Source organism: Virgibacillus sediminis (assembly GCF_042643265.1).
GTDB lineage: Bacteria > Bacillota > Bacilli > Bacillales > Amphibacillaceae > Virgibacillus_O > Virgibacillus_O sediminis.
This window is the reverse complement of sequence record NZ_JBHRRZ010000006.1, coordinates 83,171-96,983: the sequence shown is the minus strand read 5'-3', so window position 1 is coordinate 96,983 and position 13,813 is coordinate 83,171. Positions and strand designations below refer to the sequence as shown.

Annotated in this window: 18 protein-coding genes; 8 read left to right on the top strand and 10 right to left on the bottom strand. The window is 44.3% G+C overall.

The window, feature by feature from the left end; genetic code table 11:
- Nucleotides 1–64 precede the first annotated feature (64 nt).
- From ACFODW_RS03895 to ACFODW_RS03885, 3 genes are all read right to left on the bottom strand, one after another.
- Complete coding sequence (locus ACFODW_RS03895) at nucleotides 65–1,234, bottom strand: M20 metallopeptidase family protein (protein ID WP_390303271.1); 1,170 nt, start codon at nucleotides 1,232–1,234, stop codon at nucleotides 65–67.
- Between the two features lie 12 nt (nucleotides 1,235–1,246).
- Nucleotides 1,247–2,647 (bottom strand): YfcC family protein, encoded by a 1,401-nt coding sequence (locus ACFODW_RS03890; protein WP_390303268.1) that lies wholly within the window; start codon nucleotides 2,645–2,647, stop codon nucleotides 1,247–1,249.
- A 196-nt stretch (nucleotides 2,648–2,843) separates the two neighbouring features.
- On the bottom strand, nucleotides 2,844–3,062 hold the full coding sequence (locus ACFODW_RS03885) for a hypothetical protein (protein ID WP_390303265.1): 219 nt from the start codon (nucleotides 3,060–3,062) through the stop codon (nucleotides 2,844–2,846).
- 122 nt (nucleotides 3,063–3,184) lie between these two features.
- On the opposite strand from ACFODW_RS03885, the gene ACFODW_RS03880 reads away from it, so the two are divergent.
- Nucleotides 3,185–3,526, top strand: a complete 342-nt coding sequence (locus ACFODW_RS03880; protein ID WP_390303262.1) for a thioredoxin family protein — start codon at nucleotides 3,185–3,187, stop codon at nucleotides 3,524–3,526.
- Between the two features lie 17 nt (nucleotides 3,527–3,543).
- Here the strand turns inward: ACFODW_RS03880 and ACFODW_RS03875 are convergent, their stop codons facing one another.
- Genes ACFODW_RS03875 through ACFODW_RS03860 form a run of 4 tightly spaced genes read right to left on the bottom strand, consistent with a single transcriptional unit; the run spans nucleotide 3,544 to nucleotide 6,643 of the window.
- Nucleotides 3,544–4,719 carry a hypothetical protein gene (locus tag ACFODW_RS03875; RefSeq protein ID WP_390303259.1) on the bottom strand — a complete coding sequence of 392 codons (1,176 nt, stop codon included), beginning with the start codon at nucleotides 4,717–4,719 and terminating at the stop codon, nucleotides 3,544–3,546.
- A gap of 15 nt (nucleotides 4,720–4,734) precedes the next feature.
- Complete coding sequence (locus ACFODW_RS03870) at nucleotides 4,735–5,568, bottom strand: hypothetical protein (RefSeq protein ID WP_390303256.1); 834 nt, start codon at nucleotides 5,566–5,568, stop codon at nucleotides 4,735–4,737.
- On the bottom strand, nucleotides 5,568–6,254 hold the full coding sequence (locus tag ACFODW_RS03865; RefSeq protein ID WP_390303253.1) for an ABC transporter ATP-binding protein: 687 nt from the start codon (nucleotides 6,252–6,254) through the stop codon (nucleotides 5,568–5,570). Before ACFODW_RS03865 ends, ACFODW_RS03870 begins: the two co-directional genes overlap by 1 nt.
- 23 nt (nucleotides 6,255–6,277) lie before the next feature.
- Nucleotides 6,278–6,643 (bottom strand): GntR family transcriptional regulator, encoded by a 366-nt coding sequence (locus ACFODW_RS03860; RefSeq protein ID WP_390303250.1) that lies wholly within the window; start codon nucleotides 6,641–6,643, stop codon nucleotides 6,278–6,280.
- Between the two features lie 229 nt (nucleotides 6,644–6,872).
- Here ACFODW_RS03860 and ACFODW_RS03855 point away from each other — a divergent pair, with 229 nt between their 5' ends.
- Both ACFODW_RS03855 and ACFODW_RS03850 read left to right on the top strand, forming a co-directional pair.
- The gene (locus ACFODW_RS03855) at nucleotides 6,873–7,637 is read left to right on the top strand and encodes an exodeoxyribonuclease III (protein ID WP_390303247.1); all 765 of its coding nucleotides are present in this window, start codon (nucleotides 6,873–6,875) and stop codon (nucleotides 7,635–7,637) included.
- Nucleotides 7,638–7,649: 12 nt separating this feature from the next.
- Nucleotides 7,650–8,042: a hypothetical protein gene (locus ACFODW_RS03850; RefSeq protein WP_390303244.1), complete on the top strand. Its 393-nt coding sequence runs from the start codon at nucleotides 7,650–7,652 to the stop codon at nucleotides 8,040–8,042.
- Between the two features lie 41 nt (nucleotides 8,043–8,083).
- Here ACFODW_RS03850 and ACFODW_RS03845 read toward each other — a convergent pair whose 3' ends face one another.
- A complete protein-coding gene (locus tag ACFODW_RS03845) occupies nucleotides 8,084–9,031 on the bottom strand; it encodes an MBL fold metallo-hydrolase (protein ID WP_390303241.1) in 948 nt (315 codons plus the stop codon).
- A gap of 174 nt (nucleotides 9,032–9,205) precedes the next feature.
- On the opposite strand from ACFODW_RS03845, the gene ACFODW_RS03840 reads away from it, so the two are divergent.
- Nucleotides 9,206–9,820 carry a spore coat protein gene (locus ACFODW_RS03840; protein ID WP_390303238.1) on the top strand — a complete coding sequence of 205 codons (615 nt, stop codon included), beginning with the start codon at nucleotides 9,206–9,208 and terminating at the stop codon, nucleotides 9,818–9,820.
- 192 nt (nucleotides 9,821–10,012) lie between these two features.
- Here the strand turns inward: ACFODW_RS03840 and ACFODW_RS03835 are convergent, their stop codons facing one another.
- The gene (locus tag ACFODW_RS03835) at nucleotides 10,013–10,189 is read right to left on the bottom strand and encodes a hypothetical protein (RefSeq protein ID WP_390303235.1); all 177 of its coding nucleotides are present in this window, start codon (nucleotides 10,187–10,189) and stop codon (nucleotides 10,013–10,015) included.
- Between the two features lie 140 nt (nucleotides 10,190–10,329).
- Between ACFODW_RS03835 and ACFODW_RS03830 the strand changes: the two genes are divergently transcribed.
- Together ACFODW_RS03830 and ACFODW_RS03825 are read left to right on the top strand one after the other, a co-directional pair.
- Nucleotides 10,330–10,500: a YfhD family protein gene (locus tag ACFODW_RS03830; protein WP_390303232.1), complete on the top strand. Its 171-nt coding sequence runs from the start codon at nucleotides 10,330–10,332 to the stop codon at nucleotides 10,498–10,500.
- Nucleotides 10,501–10,611: 111 nt separating this feature from the next.
- Entirely contained in the window at nucleotides 10,612–11,052 is a 441-nt protein-coding gene (locus tag ACFODW_RS03825) for a YueI family protein (protein ID WP_390303229.1), read from the top strand.
- A gap of 202 nt (nucleotides 11,053–11,254) precedes the next feature.
- Here ACFODW_RS03825 and ACFODW_RS03820 read toward each other — a convergent pair whose 3' ends face one another.
- Complete coding sequence (locus ACFODW_RS03820) at nucleotides 11,255–12,742, bottom strand: BCCT family transporter (protein ID WP_390303226.1); 1,488 nt, start codon at nucleotides 12,740–12,742, stop codon at nucleotides 11,255–11,257.
- 185 nt (nucleotides 12,743–12,927) lie between these two features.
- Here ACFODW_RS03820 and ACFODW_RS03815 point away from each other — a divergent pair, with 185 nt between their 5' ends.
- Together ACFODW_RS03815 and ACFODW_RS03810 are read left to right on the top strand one after the other, a co-directional pair.
- Nucleotides 12,928–13,182: a DNA alkylation repair protein gene (locus ACFODW_RS03815; protein ID WP_390303223.1), complete on the top strand. Its 255-nt coding sequence runs from the start codon at nucleotides 12,928–12,930 to the stop codon at nucleotides 13,180–13,182.
- A gap of 79 nt (nucleotides 13,183–13,261) precedes the next feature.
- On the top strand, nucleotides 13,262–13,786 hold the full coding sequence (locus ACFODW_RS03810; protein WP_390303220.1) for a type 1 glutamine amidotransferase domain-containing protein: 525 nt from the start codon (nucleotides 13,262–13,264) through the stop codon (nucleotides 13,784–13,786).
- The last annotated feature ends 27 nt before the right edge of the window (nucleotides 13,787–13,813 follow it).

Sequence of the window (13,813 nt, the reverse complement as noted above, 5' to 3'; positions counted from 1 at the left end):
TCCATAAAAAAACACCAGCCGCCCTCTATCGGGACAGCTGGTGTTTTTGCACCGGAAGCATCTCCTAGTTGTCAGAAAATACCAGTTGAGCGAACATCTTGCCAATATGGAGCATCGCCCGCTCATCTACTTTGAACTTAGGGTGATGATGTGGGTAAACAGCATCAATCTCTGGGTTTCCTCCGCCTACCGTAAAGTAGACTCCCGGCACCACCTGCTGATAAAAAGCAAAATCTTCACTGCCATGCATTGGCTCCTCCGTGTGGACTGCATCTTTCCCAAATACAGTCACAGCATTCTTCCGGACCTTTTCCGTTTCTTCTGGATCGTTCCATATGGATGGGCAGTCCTTCACATAGTCAAAATCCACTTCTGCACCAGCTGCTTCACAGGTGCTTTTGACAATCTGCCTCATAGATTGTTCAATGATTTCCATTGCTTCCTGGTCATATGTACGTACGGTTCCTTTAATAACAGCAGTATCAGGGATGACATTGGTGGCTTTTCCGCTGTGAAATGAACCGACGGTCACAGCTGCAGCACTTTGAGGGTTAACTCTTCTGCTGACAATCTGCTGCAGATTCACGACCAGCTGGCTTCCCGTCACCAACGGATCCACCGTATTATGAGGTTCGGAGCCATGGCCACCTTTACCATATATTTTAATGTAAAAGTCATCCTGAGCAGAAGAAAAGTAACCTTCCCTTACTGTACAGGTGCCGAAAACTTCCGTAGACATAACATGTGCACCATAGATAACATCGACTCCATCCAAGCAGCCGTCTTCTATCATGCTTTGGGCACCACCTGGCGTGGCTTCCTCAGCAAACTGATGAACGAAGACTACCGTTCCCGGCACTTCCTCCCGTACCTCACTCAGCACCTTCGCCACACTAAGCAGGGAAGCCGTATGGACATCATGGCCGCATGCGTGCATGACCCCTGGAACTCGGGATTTATAATCTATATCGTTCTCCTCCTCGATAGGAAGTCCATCAAAATCGGCACGCAGAGCGATGGTCCTTCCAGGCTTACCACCTTTGAGGATACCTATGACTCCCCGCCCGCCTACACCTGTCTGAACATCTATGCCCAGACCCTTCAAATATTCGGCTATTTTTTCGGGTGTTTTTTCTTCCTCATGGGAGAGTTCTGGATACATGTGGAAATCCCTGCGGAGTTCCACGATTTCTGGGAATATTTCCTCTAGCCTATTATAAATATTTTCAAGCATTTCTCTTCCCTCCTACCAAATAAACAAATGTGCAACTGTGACAAAGATTGCAGCTAGTATGTACCATATAACGAGCAGCGGCCAGGCCCACTTCACCCATTTCACCCAAGAGATCTTAGCGACAGCCAAAGAAGCCATCAGAACCCCGGCAGTGGGCGTGAGTATATTTGAAATTCCATCACCGAACTGGTAAGCCAATACTGCTGTCTGCCGTTCAACTCCTAATAAATCACCTAGCGGAGCCATGATCGGCATACTTAACGCTGCCTGGCCGCTGCCGGATGGCACAACGAAATTCAGCAGACTCTGTGTGAACAGCATGCCGAGCGCAGCCAGACTAGAAGGCAAACCAGATACCATGGATGATATACTGTAAAGCAAGGTGTCAATTGTATTAGTATCTTGGAGGACAACTAAAATGCCATAGGCGAATCCGACAACGAGCGCTCCTACTACCAGCTCTTCACAGCCTTTAAGGAAAGACTGGGCCATCTCATTTACCCGCATCCTTGCAATGAACCCAACAATTATTCCCATCAATAAAAATAAACCGGCAATCTCCTGCATATACCATCCTTGGAGCGTAACCCCGAGGGCAAGCCCGATGACGGTTAGAATGAGCACCCCGACAATCAATCCCTGCCGTTTGGTCATTTCCGGCTGTTCCTCTAAATTCACCTCTGTTTCTCTTTGCTTGTCTTCCTCATATACCAAACTTTTGGACGGATCTTTCTTGATCTTCCTTGCATAAATCATGACATAAGCAATACTTGCAGCAAGGAAAATGACAAAAAACACAGCCCGTACACCCATCCCTGAGAATGTCGCCAGCCCGGATATCCCCTGTGCGACCCCCACTGTAAATGGATTCATAAAAGCAGCAATAAATCCAGCATAGACACCGACAAGCACCATGGCAAGACCGACCATCGAGTCAAATCCTATCATTATGGCAACCGGCACCATGATCATGATAAAGGGAATCGATTCTTCAGCCATACCGAAAGTGGCCCCACCAAGTGCAAAGGCGCTCATAGTAATGGGTATAATCAGCATTTCCCTTCCTGCAAGCTTTTTGGACAATGAACCAAATGCCCCTGTCAACGCATGGGTAGCGTTTAAAATACCAAATGCCCCTCCTACGATAAAAATGAAGAAGATGATTTCCGCTGAGTTGACCATTCCAGCATGGATGGACTGGAAAATATCAAAGAAACCGACCGGCGTCTTCTCTATGGTGGAATAGGTACCATCCACTACCGTCTCCGTTCCTGTTTCACTCATTTCCCGCTCATATTCTCCCGCAGGAATAAAATATGTAGCAATAGCTACTATAACCACTAGGCTGAATAGAATAACAAATACATGCGGAAACTCAAATTTCCTGTTCCGCCCTGACTTCACTCTCTCCATCTTTCTCCTCTTCCTCCTCGATTTCACATGAGCATTTATTATACAAAAAATGCAGCGATAACACAATCGGGCGAAAATTATGTAGGAAGTTTTGATCTCTATTGGTATGATATCTGTATGTTAGGCAACTTTCTTGCACTCTAAAAAATCCCCTGCACCAATTTGGGTACAGGGGGTTTACTAGGTTTTAGTGATTTTAATTGTCTTTTCCATCATTTGTGGTATATTTGCGTTCACTTTGAGAAGCATCTTGAGAGTTATGCTTTTCCTTTTCGTGTTTCTGCTCTATCTTCAAATCCTCCATCGGCATATCATCAACCAGCTGTTGTTCTTTGAATCCATCCAATTCACTTCGTTCTTCTTCATTTGCTCTGCTTTTATTATCCTTAATCCTTTCCTTGTCTTTTGCACCCATTGTTTCACCCCATTCTTCAGGTTTTATAGACATTTTCCTTATAATTGGAGATGATAAACCTCTTCAGATGCCCTTAGGTCAAATACTTTGCTATAATCGCTTCAAACTATAAATGGAGGTGAATGTTCTTGAGAGAATTCCACAACCTTAGCAGCCTGGAAGAAGTTGATCGATGGATTGCTGAAAATGAGCTGGCACTCCTATATATATCCCGACCTAATTGCAGCGTATGCCATGGTCTCAAACCCCAAGTCCAGAAGTTGATGGATAAGTACCCTGCCATGGAGCTGGGGCACGCAGATGTGCAGCAGACAGAGGAATTGGCAGGGCGCTTTTCCATTTTCACTGTACCGGTTTTGCTTGTTTTCTGGGATGGCAAGGAATATCTGCGGGAAGCACGAATTATTCATATGGGTCTTTTGGAAGAGAAACTGGATAAATTATATAACAATGTGGCCGAATGAAAATCCGGCCGCATTTTCTAATACACCATTAATTCATTGATGTGCAATTTTCCTCTATTCTGGCCAGCCTCCACTATACCTTCATACAAGACATTACCGTCAGATAAATCCACTACGAAAACACTTGGAACTGATTCCTGGTAACCCGCCAAATACAGCTTTCCACCTTTCACAACGGAAGGTGGTCCTCCCCTCCTCTCCGTTTTCGTCAACGGCAGCTGTATCACCTGCTGCGCTTCTCCCTTTTCCGCACTTTCCAGATTGTATGCGAGTACTTCCATACCTTCTTCATTCATATTACTGAGATATATGACCGAACCTTCCATGGCCGCTGTATGGATGGAATCTTTTAGATTCTCTGGAATTTCCACTTCTTCTGCCTCACCTGTTGCATTATTTACAAGGATAAGCTCCTCAGCTACTGATTCGGGTTGTGGATGACCATAGGGACCTGGTACCTCCTCCCATTCACTGACAAGGAATAGGCTGTACTCTGCTGCACTGATTCCCCTCCCCATAGTCAGAGAACTCATTTCCGTCCAACTTTCTCTACCAGAAGATGTTGCAGACAGCAATGACTTTGAATCAATTAATGTTCGAGTTTCCATATCAATACGATAATAGTTTAAATTATCACCGCCATTAGTGAAGTTTCTGGTAAATATATTTAAGACCCCATCGCTGAGTTCCACCGCTTCCATATATATCATTTGGTTTTTTCTGCTGCCTGGCACTTCTATATGGAAGGAAGCAGTATCCTCCGTGTTTGTATTTAATGTCTCCACAGCTATCATAAATGCTTGGTCTGATTCCTTCATAGATACATATGCCAAGAGATCACCATACTTACTGAAGTAATGGGGGCTCTCATTTTTCCCTCTCATAAAATTCCGGTACTCCTCCTGAAGTTTTTCAATCGCAGGATCCTTATACAGCCCCCCTGACAGCCGGTCGAAATAGGAAAGGTCATTGGAAGACACTGCCCCATCCCCTGAGATTTTCAACGCAATATCATTGATGTTTTTTTGGTAATTAGCCAATACGGTTATATCTCTTGCAACCTCTTCCTCCCCGTTGACCTTGGTCAACTTGAATTCCGGATAGCCATGCCCCGCCATAGCGTGCTGTATGTAATATACCCCTGTGACTAAAACAATGAATGCAGGAATAACTATCAGTTTCCAATAACGCATATTCTTCCTCCTCCCTTAAACAGTGATTTTTTTCTTTAACAGGAAATGGCTCAGCCAGATGGAAACACCTGAAACGAGCAATAATAGGACCAGTTCTACAGCAAACAATTCTCCGGGGTATAGAAATCTTGTATTAGGAGATATCTGCAGGATTACAGGCCCCAAAAAGATAACTCCGGACAAAATGGCATATCCCGCCCCCATTAAAGCCCCCTTCAAGCGAAAGCTTCGTTCAAAGAGAATTGCTGTAAATACCACGAATACTGCCATAAATCCGATGCCATAGGCTACCAAAAATCCTACAAAAGTATCTGGAATGATGATCTGCAATTGATAAATATTATTAATGATTTCATGTACATTCATATCCAGACGCAAGTCGGCAGGTACCGTCCATTGCAGTACTGTACTTAATAACGGCAGCAGAACAATCTGCAGGGAAATCAGGCCAAGTACCATTAGAAAAATGGCTGCTGCCTTTGAAAGGAAAACATTCAGCCTGGCTGTAGGAAGCATCAGCAGACGGTAAATGAATGTATTCTTTCCCAGCCAATCCCTGTACCAAATAAAAAAGCAGTAAAATATCAATGCTGCTGCAGACAGGGCGATCGGTCCCATAAACCATAGACTGGCCGTTACCTGCCTCATGCTCATCGCTCCATATGCCTCTACATAGGCCCCCATATTCATTGCCCGCTCAAACATAACTGTCTCTGCATGATTTAGATAATCCTTCGATTGGGCAATGACCCCAGCAAATTGTGAAATTATCGTGATTCCAACCAGAACCAGATAAATTTTCATAAACCGGCCCAGTTCAAAGTTGACCAATTTTAAAAATCTGTTCATTACTGATATACCTCCCTCATGACATCGACTACAGATTTCCCCTCTTCTTCCCGCATTTCTTCTGTCCTGAATTCTGTAAGAACCTTCCCATCATCCAGCATGACTACTTTATCTATCAGATGTTCAATGTCATTGATTTCATGGGTGGTAATGAGCACTCCTCTATCTTCCACTAAATGGCTGGCAAACACTTCAGCGATTTGCTCCCTGCTGAACAGATCAATACCAGAAAATGGTTCGTCCATCAGTAAATAATCCACATCCAAAGCCAATCCCAACAGTAAATTGGCCTTTGCCCTGTTCCCCTTCGAAAGACTGGAAATCCTATCTTCCTGCTTCAACCGAAAAAAGCTTAGAAGCTCATCAGCCCGCTTTTCGTTCCATCCCTTGTAGAAATCCTTCATGAATTGCATGGCATCTGCAATAGACATCTGCGGAAGCATAGTTATAGCATCAGGAATGAACGTAATTTTCTCATAGCTGTCCTTGCCTATTTCATCACCATCCATGAGAATGCTCCCGCCTTTAATAGGAGTCATCGACATAATTGCATTCATGATCGTCGTCTTTCCCGCTCCATTGATTCCTATCAGACAAGTAATTTCACCTTTTTCCGCGGTGAAAGAAACACCGTCCAACACTTTCTTCCTTCCATATTTCTTTGTGATCCCATTTACCTCAATCATTCTCGTAACCCCCCTTTGAATCTTTAAGACTCACCATATTTTTCCCTTATCAGGCCAATCAGTTCTTCTAAAGGAACATTGATTGGGCGAACCGATGCCACCAGATCTTCCACTGCTTCTGTAATAAGTTCCTCCCTTACTGCTTCCAGAACCTTTACGTCCTTGGTGATTTTACTTGGGAGGTTCTTCTCTGTATAGATCAAGCCAGCTTCCCCCATCTCCTTATATGCCCGCTGGGCCGTGTTCGGATTGATCTTCAGCTTGTTTGCCAGTTCTCTGCGGGAAGGTATTTCCTGTCCCGGCTCCAGCTTACCCGTAGCAATCTGCTCCTTGAAATGCCGGACAACCTGTATATATACCGGGTCACGATTATTGAATTTCACTTCCATAGCAACAGCTCCTAACAGCTCATTAGAGTGTATTACCCAATTAATACACTTCAGGCAAAAATGGTGTATTAATCACTTCATACACCACTGATCTGTATTATATGGCTAATACACTTAGAAAGTCAATATTTCTCCTTAAAAAACTCCTCGACAAATTTCGAACTTCCCCTATCTGTATGCTAAAATAAACGTCATAGAGAAGAATTATGAAGGGGTAAGAGTGGTATCTATGAAACTGGTATCTTGGAATGTAAATGGATTAAGGGCCTGTGTACGCAAAGGCTTTCTGGATTACTTTCACGATATTGATGCAGATATTTTCTGCCTGCAGGAAATCAAGCTGCAAGAAGGGCAAATCGATCTGGAGATCAATGATTATCACCAGTATTGGAATTATGCTGTACGTAAGGGTTATTCTGGGACAGCAGTCTTTACAAAGGAAAAGCCTTTATCTGTCCAATATGGGGTAGGAAAAGATGATTCAGAAGAAGAAGGAAGGATTCTCACCCTCGAGTTTGAAAATTTTTATCTGGTCAATGTCTACACCCCCAACTCCAAAAGGGATCTGAGCAGACTCGGCTACCGGCTGCAATGGGAGGATGAGTTGTATGAGCACCTCAAAGAGCTTGATGCACAGAAACCGGTCGTATACTGCGGTGATTTAAATGTAGCCCACCAAGAAATTGATCTTAAAAATGATAAGACAAACCACGGGAATTCCGGGTTTACCGTAGAAGAACGGAGCAAAATGAGCCGCCTCCTTGATGCAGGGTTTACCGATACGCTTCGCCATTTCTACCCGGATACGGACGGCCTCTATACTTGGTGGTCTTATATGAAAACCATCAGAGAAAGGAATATAGGCTGGCGGATTGATTATTTCATCGTTTCTGATCGGCTGGTGGAATCCCTCATTGATTCGCGAATACACGCAAAAGTGATGGGAAGTGACCATTGCCCGATCCTGCTGGAAACCAAAGATCAACTTAAATAAGGAGAGATTCAAATGAAATCCTACAGTAAAATACTGCTTCGTTTTTCAGCTGCCTTTGCGTTTCTAGGCGCCGTCATTGGCTCCCATATGGCAGGGGCAGGGGGGCTGGAATTCAAAACGGTTCACGCCCATATTTTGGTTGTCGGCTGGCTATCCCTTTTTTCCTGGGCCGTCTTCTATAGGGTATTCACCCCGGCTTCCAGAATTATGGCTTCCCTTCATGTCTGGTCTGCGATCATCGGATCCATTGGCTTGACTAGTGGAATGTGGCTCTATTATGTGCGCCCATTTTCCTTGCCCGACACATTTGTCACCGTTTTTTTCATCGCAGGAGGCACCATCCTATTACTCAGCTTTTTATTTTTCCTGATCCTCACATTCATGAGACTGGACGGAGAAAAATAACATAAATCACCCATTCCTCTTCGGAACGGGTGATTTTCTTCTTACTGTTTAATGGTCTTAAAATAATCGATGATCCCAAGGGCACTAATCTGCATATCCAAATTGATAATGATATACGCTTCGTGATCATCAGCTATCCCTACATCCTGCAAATGCTTTCGGACTCTACCAAGCATGCTCCTGGACAGTTCATCGTAACCCTTCCCCTCAGCAAGTGCCTGTTCCCCTTCCTCCATAAATATTCCTAGCCATTCAGAAACCTCCTGCAACGCTTCCTCCGGCTGTTCTGTCATTCCAAAATGGCCATAGTAAATGCGCTCCGGCTTCAGGTCGGAGATACGGTCAATGGAAGCCTGCATCGAATTAGGATTAAAGTGATTCGGAGAAGTAGAGGGAAGAAATAATTGCACCCCTTCCCTGGCCAGATGTTCATAACGCACGCCTACTGTGTCTCCAGTAAATATTCCTTTGCTAACCGGGTCATATATACTGAAATGATGTTTTGCATGGCCGGGAGTATCGAGAAATTCCAAGCGACAGCCGGAACCGATTTGCAATGTCTCACCATCCTCTTTTAGGAGCAGTCTGTCCTGGGGAATCGGAACAATTGGTTCAAACAGTTCTTGGAAGCTCTCTCCGTAGACGGCCCTCGCCCCTGCAGCCAGTTTTTTTGGATTGATCAAATGCCTTTCACCTCTTGGATGAACAACCACAGTTGCATTAGGGCACTCGCGCAATAATAGCCCAGCCCCTCCTGCATGATCAAGATGAATATGTGTAACGATAATATACTTCACCTGATCAAGGGAAAAACCAAGTGCCTCCAACCCCTTTTTGACATATTTTACGGAAGGACTCGGCCCTGTCTCAATAATTGTCAAATCTTCCTCGTCAATCACATACGTACCTGTACGGTCTGGCACCCCTAAATCGAATCCATCAATCAAATGTATACGATCATCCAGCCGTATTGGCTCTCTTTCCTCCATAAGCAGCCTCCTAAAAACGAATTCTGTCTCTTTTCTCATAATATCATAATTTTCATTTATTGGTCGCGCATTTCCAGACTTTTCTTGCAAGGCGATATCATCGCTTGTTTTCATATGAATAACCTGAACCAATCTGTTTAAAATAAGCAGGAAAATGATTAGGAGGTTATGATAATGAACAATCAGCAACAAAACCAAAACTTGCAGGATTCCTCTCAAATGGCAGCCAAGGAGAGCCATGGCGGCCATGAAATGCTCGATGTCCATGAAGCAGTTTCCGGAGTAGTGGGAACGCTGGAGCATTATTTATTGTATCAGAACCATATCCAGGATCCCGAACTAAAAACCATGCTCCAACAGCATAAAACTTATCTTTCCCAGACATACAATACCATAGTGGAAACACTCCAGACCGGGAAGGAACCAGCTGTTAAGACACAGACTTACAATATGGCCCAAGGCAACGATGTGGTATACGGCATGCAGCCGTCCCAGCCTAAAACGCCGGCTCAGTCTGTCAATGAATTGAATGACCAAAGTATCTCCAGCTTCATGATGGGCCATCTGAAGACCTGTGCTTCCGCATTTACCATGACTGCTTTGGAAGCAACTAATCCGGTTCTGCGCCGAGTATTTGCAGACAGCATTCCTCACGTTATTGAAATGGCATATGAGGTATTCCAATACCAAAATAAAAACCAGTACTATCAAGTGCCTCAGTTAAAACAGCAGGATATGCAGAATTATATGAACAGCTTTGCTCCCATCCAAAATCCGATGGCTCATTAATCAACTAAAGACACAATGGCCCGGTTAACGGCATAAGGACCATGCCGGAGACCGCCCACGGATAGGTTGGCATGCTCCAGTAAACAGAATCTGTCCCCATCCCCACAGATTCCTTAACAATTGAAAATCTGCCTGCCACACGTAAAATACCTTGATATCGAAGGACATTTTACAGTAGCAGGCAGTTTTCCTTTAGTCTAACAGCCGGTTGGTTTCATCCACTTCCAGCACTCTTGCTCCTTTGGCTGCATCATCTTTACTATAGGAGCCGTCTCCTCTGCAAATGCTGCAGGTGTATTGCCATCCCTCATCATCCGCCAGCATTCCAGTCCCTTCACATGCCCTGCACAATTCATCTCTTCCCATCATGATCACTCCTCCTTTTTTGCCTTAGTATTACTGAATAGGGCTTTTTTTATGAATTAAGCAGAGGCAGAAGATACTGGCAGGGATAGACCTTGCTGTGAGAGCCATACTATACCTGTAATACTTTAATCAGGGGTGAGCAGATGGGCAGAGATGAGCATAATAAACGGAAGAACAACTTTTTGTCTCAAACACCAAAAAATCAGATTTCTGACGGCCGGGATATTGAATTTGCCGAAGAATTTGCAGACACCGATGATAAAGTTGCCCAGCAAAGAAGCAGAGAAGCTGACCTCCGGGCAAAGAAAAAATAGTTTTTCCTTACAAAATAAAGGGTATCTCCTTGATGGGATACCCTCTTATGATTGCTGATGCTCAAACTTCTGCTAAAATGGCCTAAAAAGGTAAAAAAGTGAGGAATCGCTATGACCAACAAAAATGTAGACGATTATCTAACGGAAGGCATGTATGGCGTCCGGCTGCCAAAGGACGAGGAAAGGAAGAAATTCCTTGGAACTCTAAGAGAAAGGATTGTTCTTGCTCTTAATAAGGGGCAGATAATGAGTGATTCCGGCCTGAGAGCACTGGAGGAAGAGATGAAATCCCATCCAGATGCAAGCTTGTTGATCAATGGTCATGTCTCCCATCGTTTTCTCAAAGAAGAAAAAGAGCTAGCCAAAAAGTATAATATACCTTACACAACTATTACGGATGAAGAAAATGATACAGATATCGGAGCTGTGCTTACTTACGACTATGCAATTGATAAGGAAAATATTTTTATGGAAGAAAAAACTGCAGCCGACTCAGATGATAAAAAGGAAGAATCCTCTTCCCTTTTGTCCAAACTTAAAAAATGGTTTTAAAAAGAGGCGCGCTCTTCCGACTTCTTTCACTTTCACGGGTGGTTCGGCGTCAGAGGCATGCTATCGGTTTACATTCCTAAACAAACTAAAAACCCCGTCCAAGTTTATAGATGAACTTGTACGGGGTTTATTTTGACTCACTTTTTGCTGTTGTTTCCCGCGCAAGGCGAAAAACTTCGATTATCTGCCTCCTGGAAGCCCTCTATTTTCTCGGCCCATATTCGGCCCTAACTGATTTATAAAAGGCTCCTCCCATTAGAAGGATAACCAGTGAAAACGGCAAGGCGGCAATGATCAGCATATTCTGCAAGCCTTGAGTGCCGCCAAAATAGACAATAATCGCAGCGACCGCAGACTGTGTAAGACCCCATGTAATTTTCACCGAATTTTTGGGATTAAGCAGGCCGTTTGTACTTAACATCCCGAGTACAAAGGTAGCCGAATCGGCAGACGTAATGAAAAATATAGCTACTACTACAATAGTGATCATGGACATCAAGGTGCCTAATGGATACTCGGCAAGTACTCCAAAAGTTGAAGTTTCCACCGAAAACTCGGAGATGGCAGCTATTCCATTTTGTTCTAAATTTAAGGCAGATACACCAAACACAGCAAAGAATATAAAGCAGACAATAGCTGGAACCAATAGAACTCCCAACATAAACTCTTTTACTGTACGGCCTTTGGAAATTCTGGCGATGAAGATGCCGACAAATGGTGCCCACGATATCCACCATGCCCAGTAGAAGATCGTCCAGGCATTAATCCATCCCCGATTTTCCTCATCAAGCGGTGCCAAACGGAGGCTCATATCAAAGAAATCAGATAGATAGCTTCCCAACGTGCTAGTAAACATATTCAGTATATACAACGTCGGCCCAACTATAAAAAGCATGAGCAAGAGAACTGTTGCCAGCCCCATGTTAATATTACTTAAGTACTTGATCCCTCTTCCGATTCCGGACCAGGCGGAGATAATAAATAGCCCGGTTGCTATGACCAGTACAAGCAGCTGAACACGGAAAGTTTCAGGCGTGCCGAACAGAAAGGATAGTCCTCCTGTAATCTGTGCAGAGCCAAATCCTAATGTAGCCGCCACACCAACTACTGTGGCGAAAACAGCCAGTGTGTCAATAAGTTTTCCCGCAAGTCCCCTCATGCTCTTTTCCCCAAAAATCGGAACAAGAGTAGCACTGATCAGACCTGGTGCATCCTTATGAAACTTGAAGTAGGCCAACACCAAGGCTACAATTCCATATACCGCCCATGCATGGACGCCCCAATGAAAAAATGAATATTGCAGCCCCTCCTTTACCGCTTCATCAGACCCTGGTTCCGCGGTGGGTGTGCTGATAAAAGCATGGGAAATTGGTTCGGCTGTCGTCCAGAATACAAGTCCCATTCCCATGCCTGCACTGAAGAGCATAGCGAACCATGTAAGCAGGCTGAACTCCGGTTTATCGTGTTCTTTGCCCAGTTTCACCCTTCCATAACGGGAAAAACTAATATAAATACAGAAAGCAAGCATAAGTACAACAATCAGCAGATAATACCAGCCAAAACGCACAGAAATAAACCCGGTTACCGCTGCAGAAACTTCCTCCAAATGAGTCGGGGCTGTAGAGCCCCAAATTACTACAGCCAGGCATATAGCAATAGAGTACCAAAAAACATTTGTGACATTCTTCATAAAATCTCTCCCTTTATCCTATGTTTTCCTGGTTGGTAGGATTATATGAGAATACAGCCAACCAGGAAAAGGCCATCAAAAATAAAATGTACGCATTCTATCGAACAAAACACGTTAAAAGACCTGTATGTTTTTATCATAAATTGATGATTAATGAGAATACTAAAAATCAGGAGGTGTATGTAATGGCACAGCCATACCGTTGTCCTAATTGCAAGACAAATAGCACACGGTTTAACATTATAGAGCAAAAGGCAACCCCCGTAAAGCTGGATCCGCAGACGGGCGACACTGTCGCCACCTATATCAGTGAAGCTCCTGAAGTGTTCCACACCCTCTACCACGGACCCGAATACAAAGTGCAATGCGGGTCTTGCGGCCTAATTGAAGATGAAAAGACGTTTGTGAAATTTGCAGAATATCAACAGAGGCAGAGTTGATCTTATCCATTCTGCAGATAGTTCGCCTTCATCGCCTTCCTTTGGTACAATTGGCATATCATGAATGGGAGGAATCTGTATGCGGCTAGAGGGTACAAAAGTAATTGCCCTAGTAGAAGACGACTTTGAAGACTTAGAGCTTTGGTATCCTGTCCTGCGTCTGCAGGAAGAGGGGGCCACGGTGGATTTAACAGGGAAGGAAGCAGAAAAAACCTATACAGGAAAATATGGGGTTCCTGCAAAATCCGCCTTTGCTTTTAAAGACATAAAGGCTGATGAATATGATGCCATCTTAGTTCCTGGCGGATGGGCGCCGGATAAATTACGCCGCTACCCTGAGGTGCTTGAATTGATCAAAAAGATGGATGAATCCCGAAAACCAATAGGACAGATCTGCCATGCAGGCTGGGTACTTATCTCAGCGGATATCTTACAAGGCAGGATTGTGACAAGCACTCCCGGAATCAAAGATGATATGAAGAATGCCGGCGCAGAATGGCATGATGAAGCAGTGATCATCGACGGCCATATCATTTCAAGCCGCCGTCCACCAGATCTTCCTGCGTATATGGAAGCTTTTGTGGGCAAACTGGCCGGACAATAAGGGAACCCTCTTGATATAAGGGGGTTT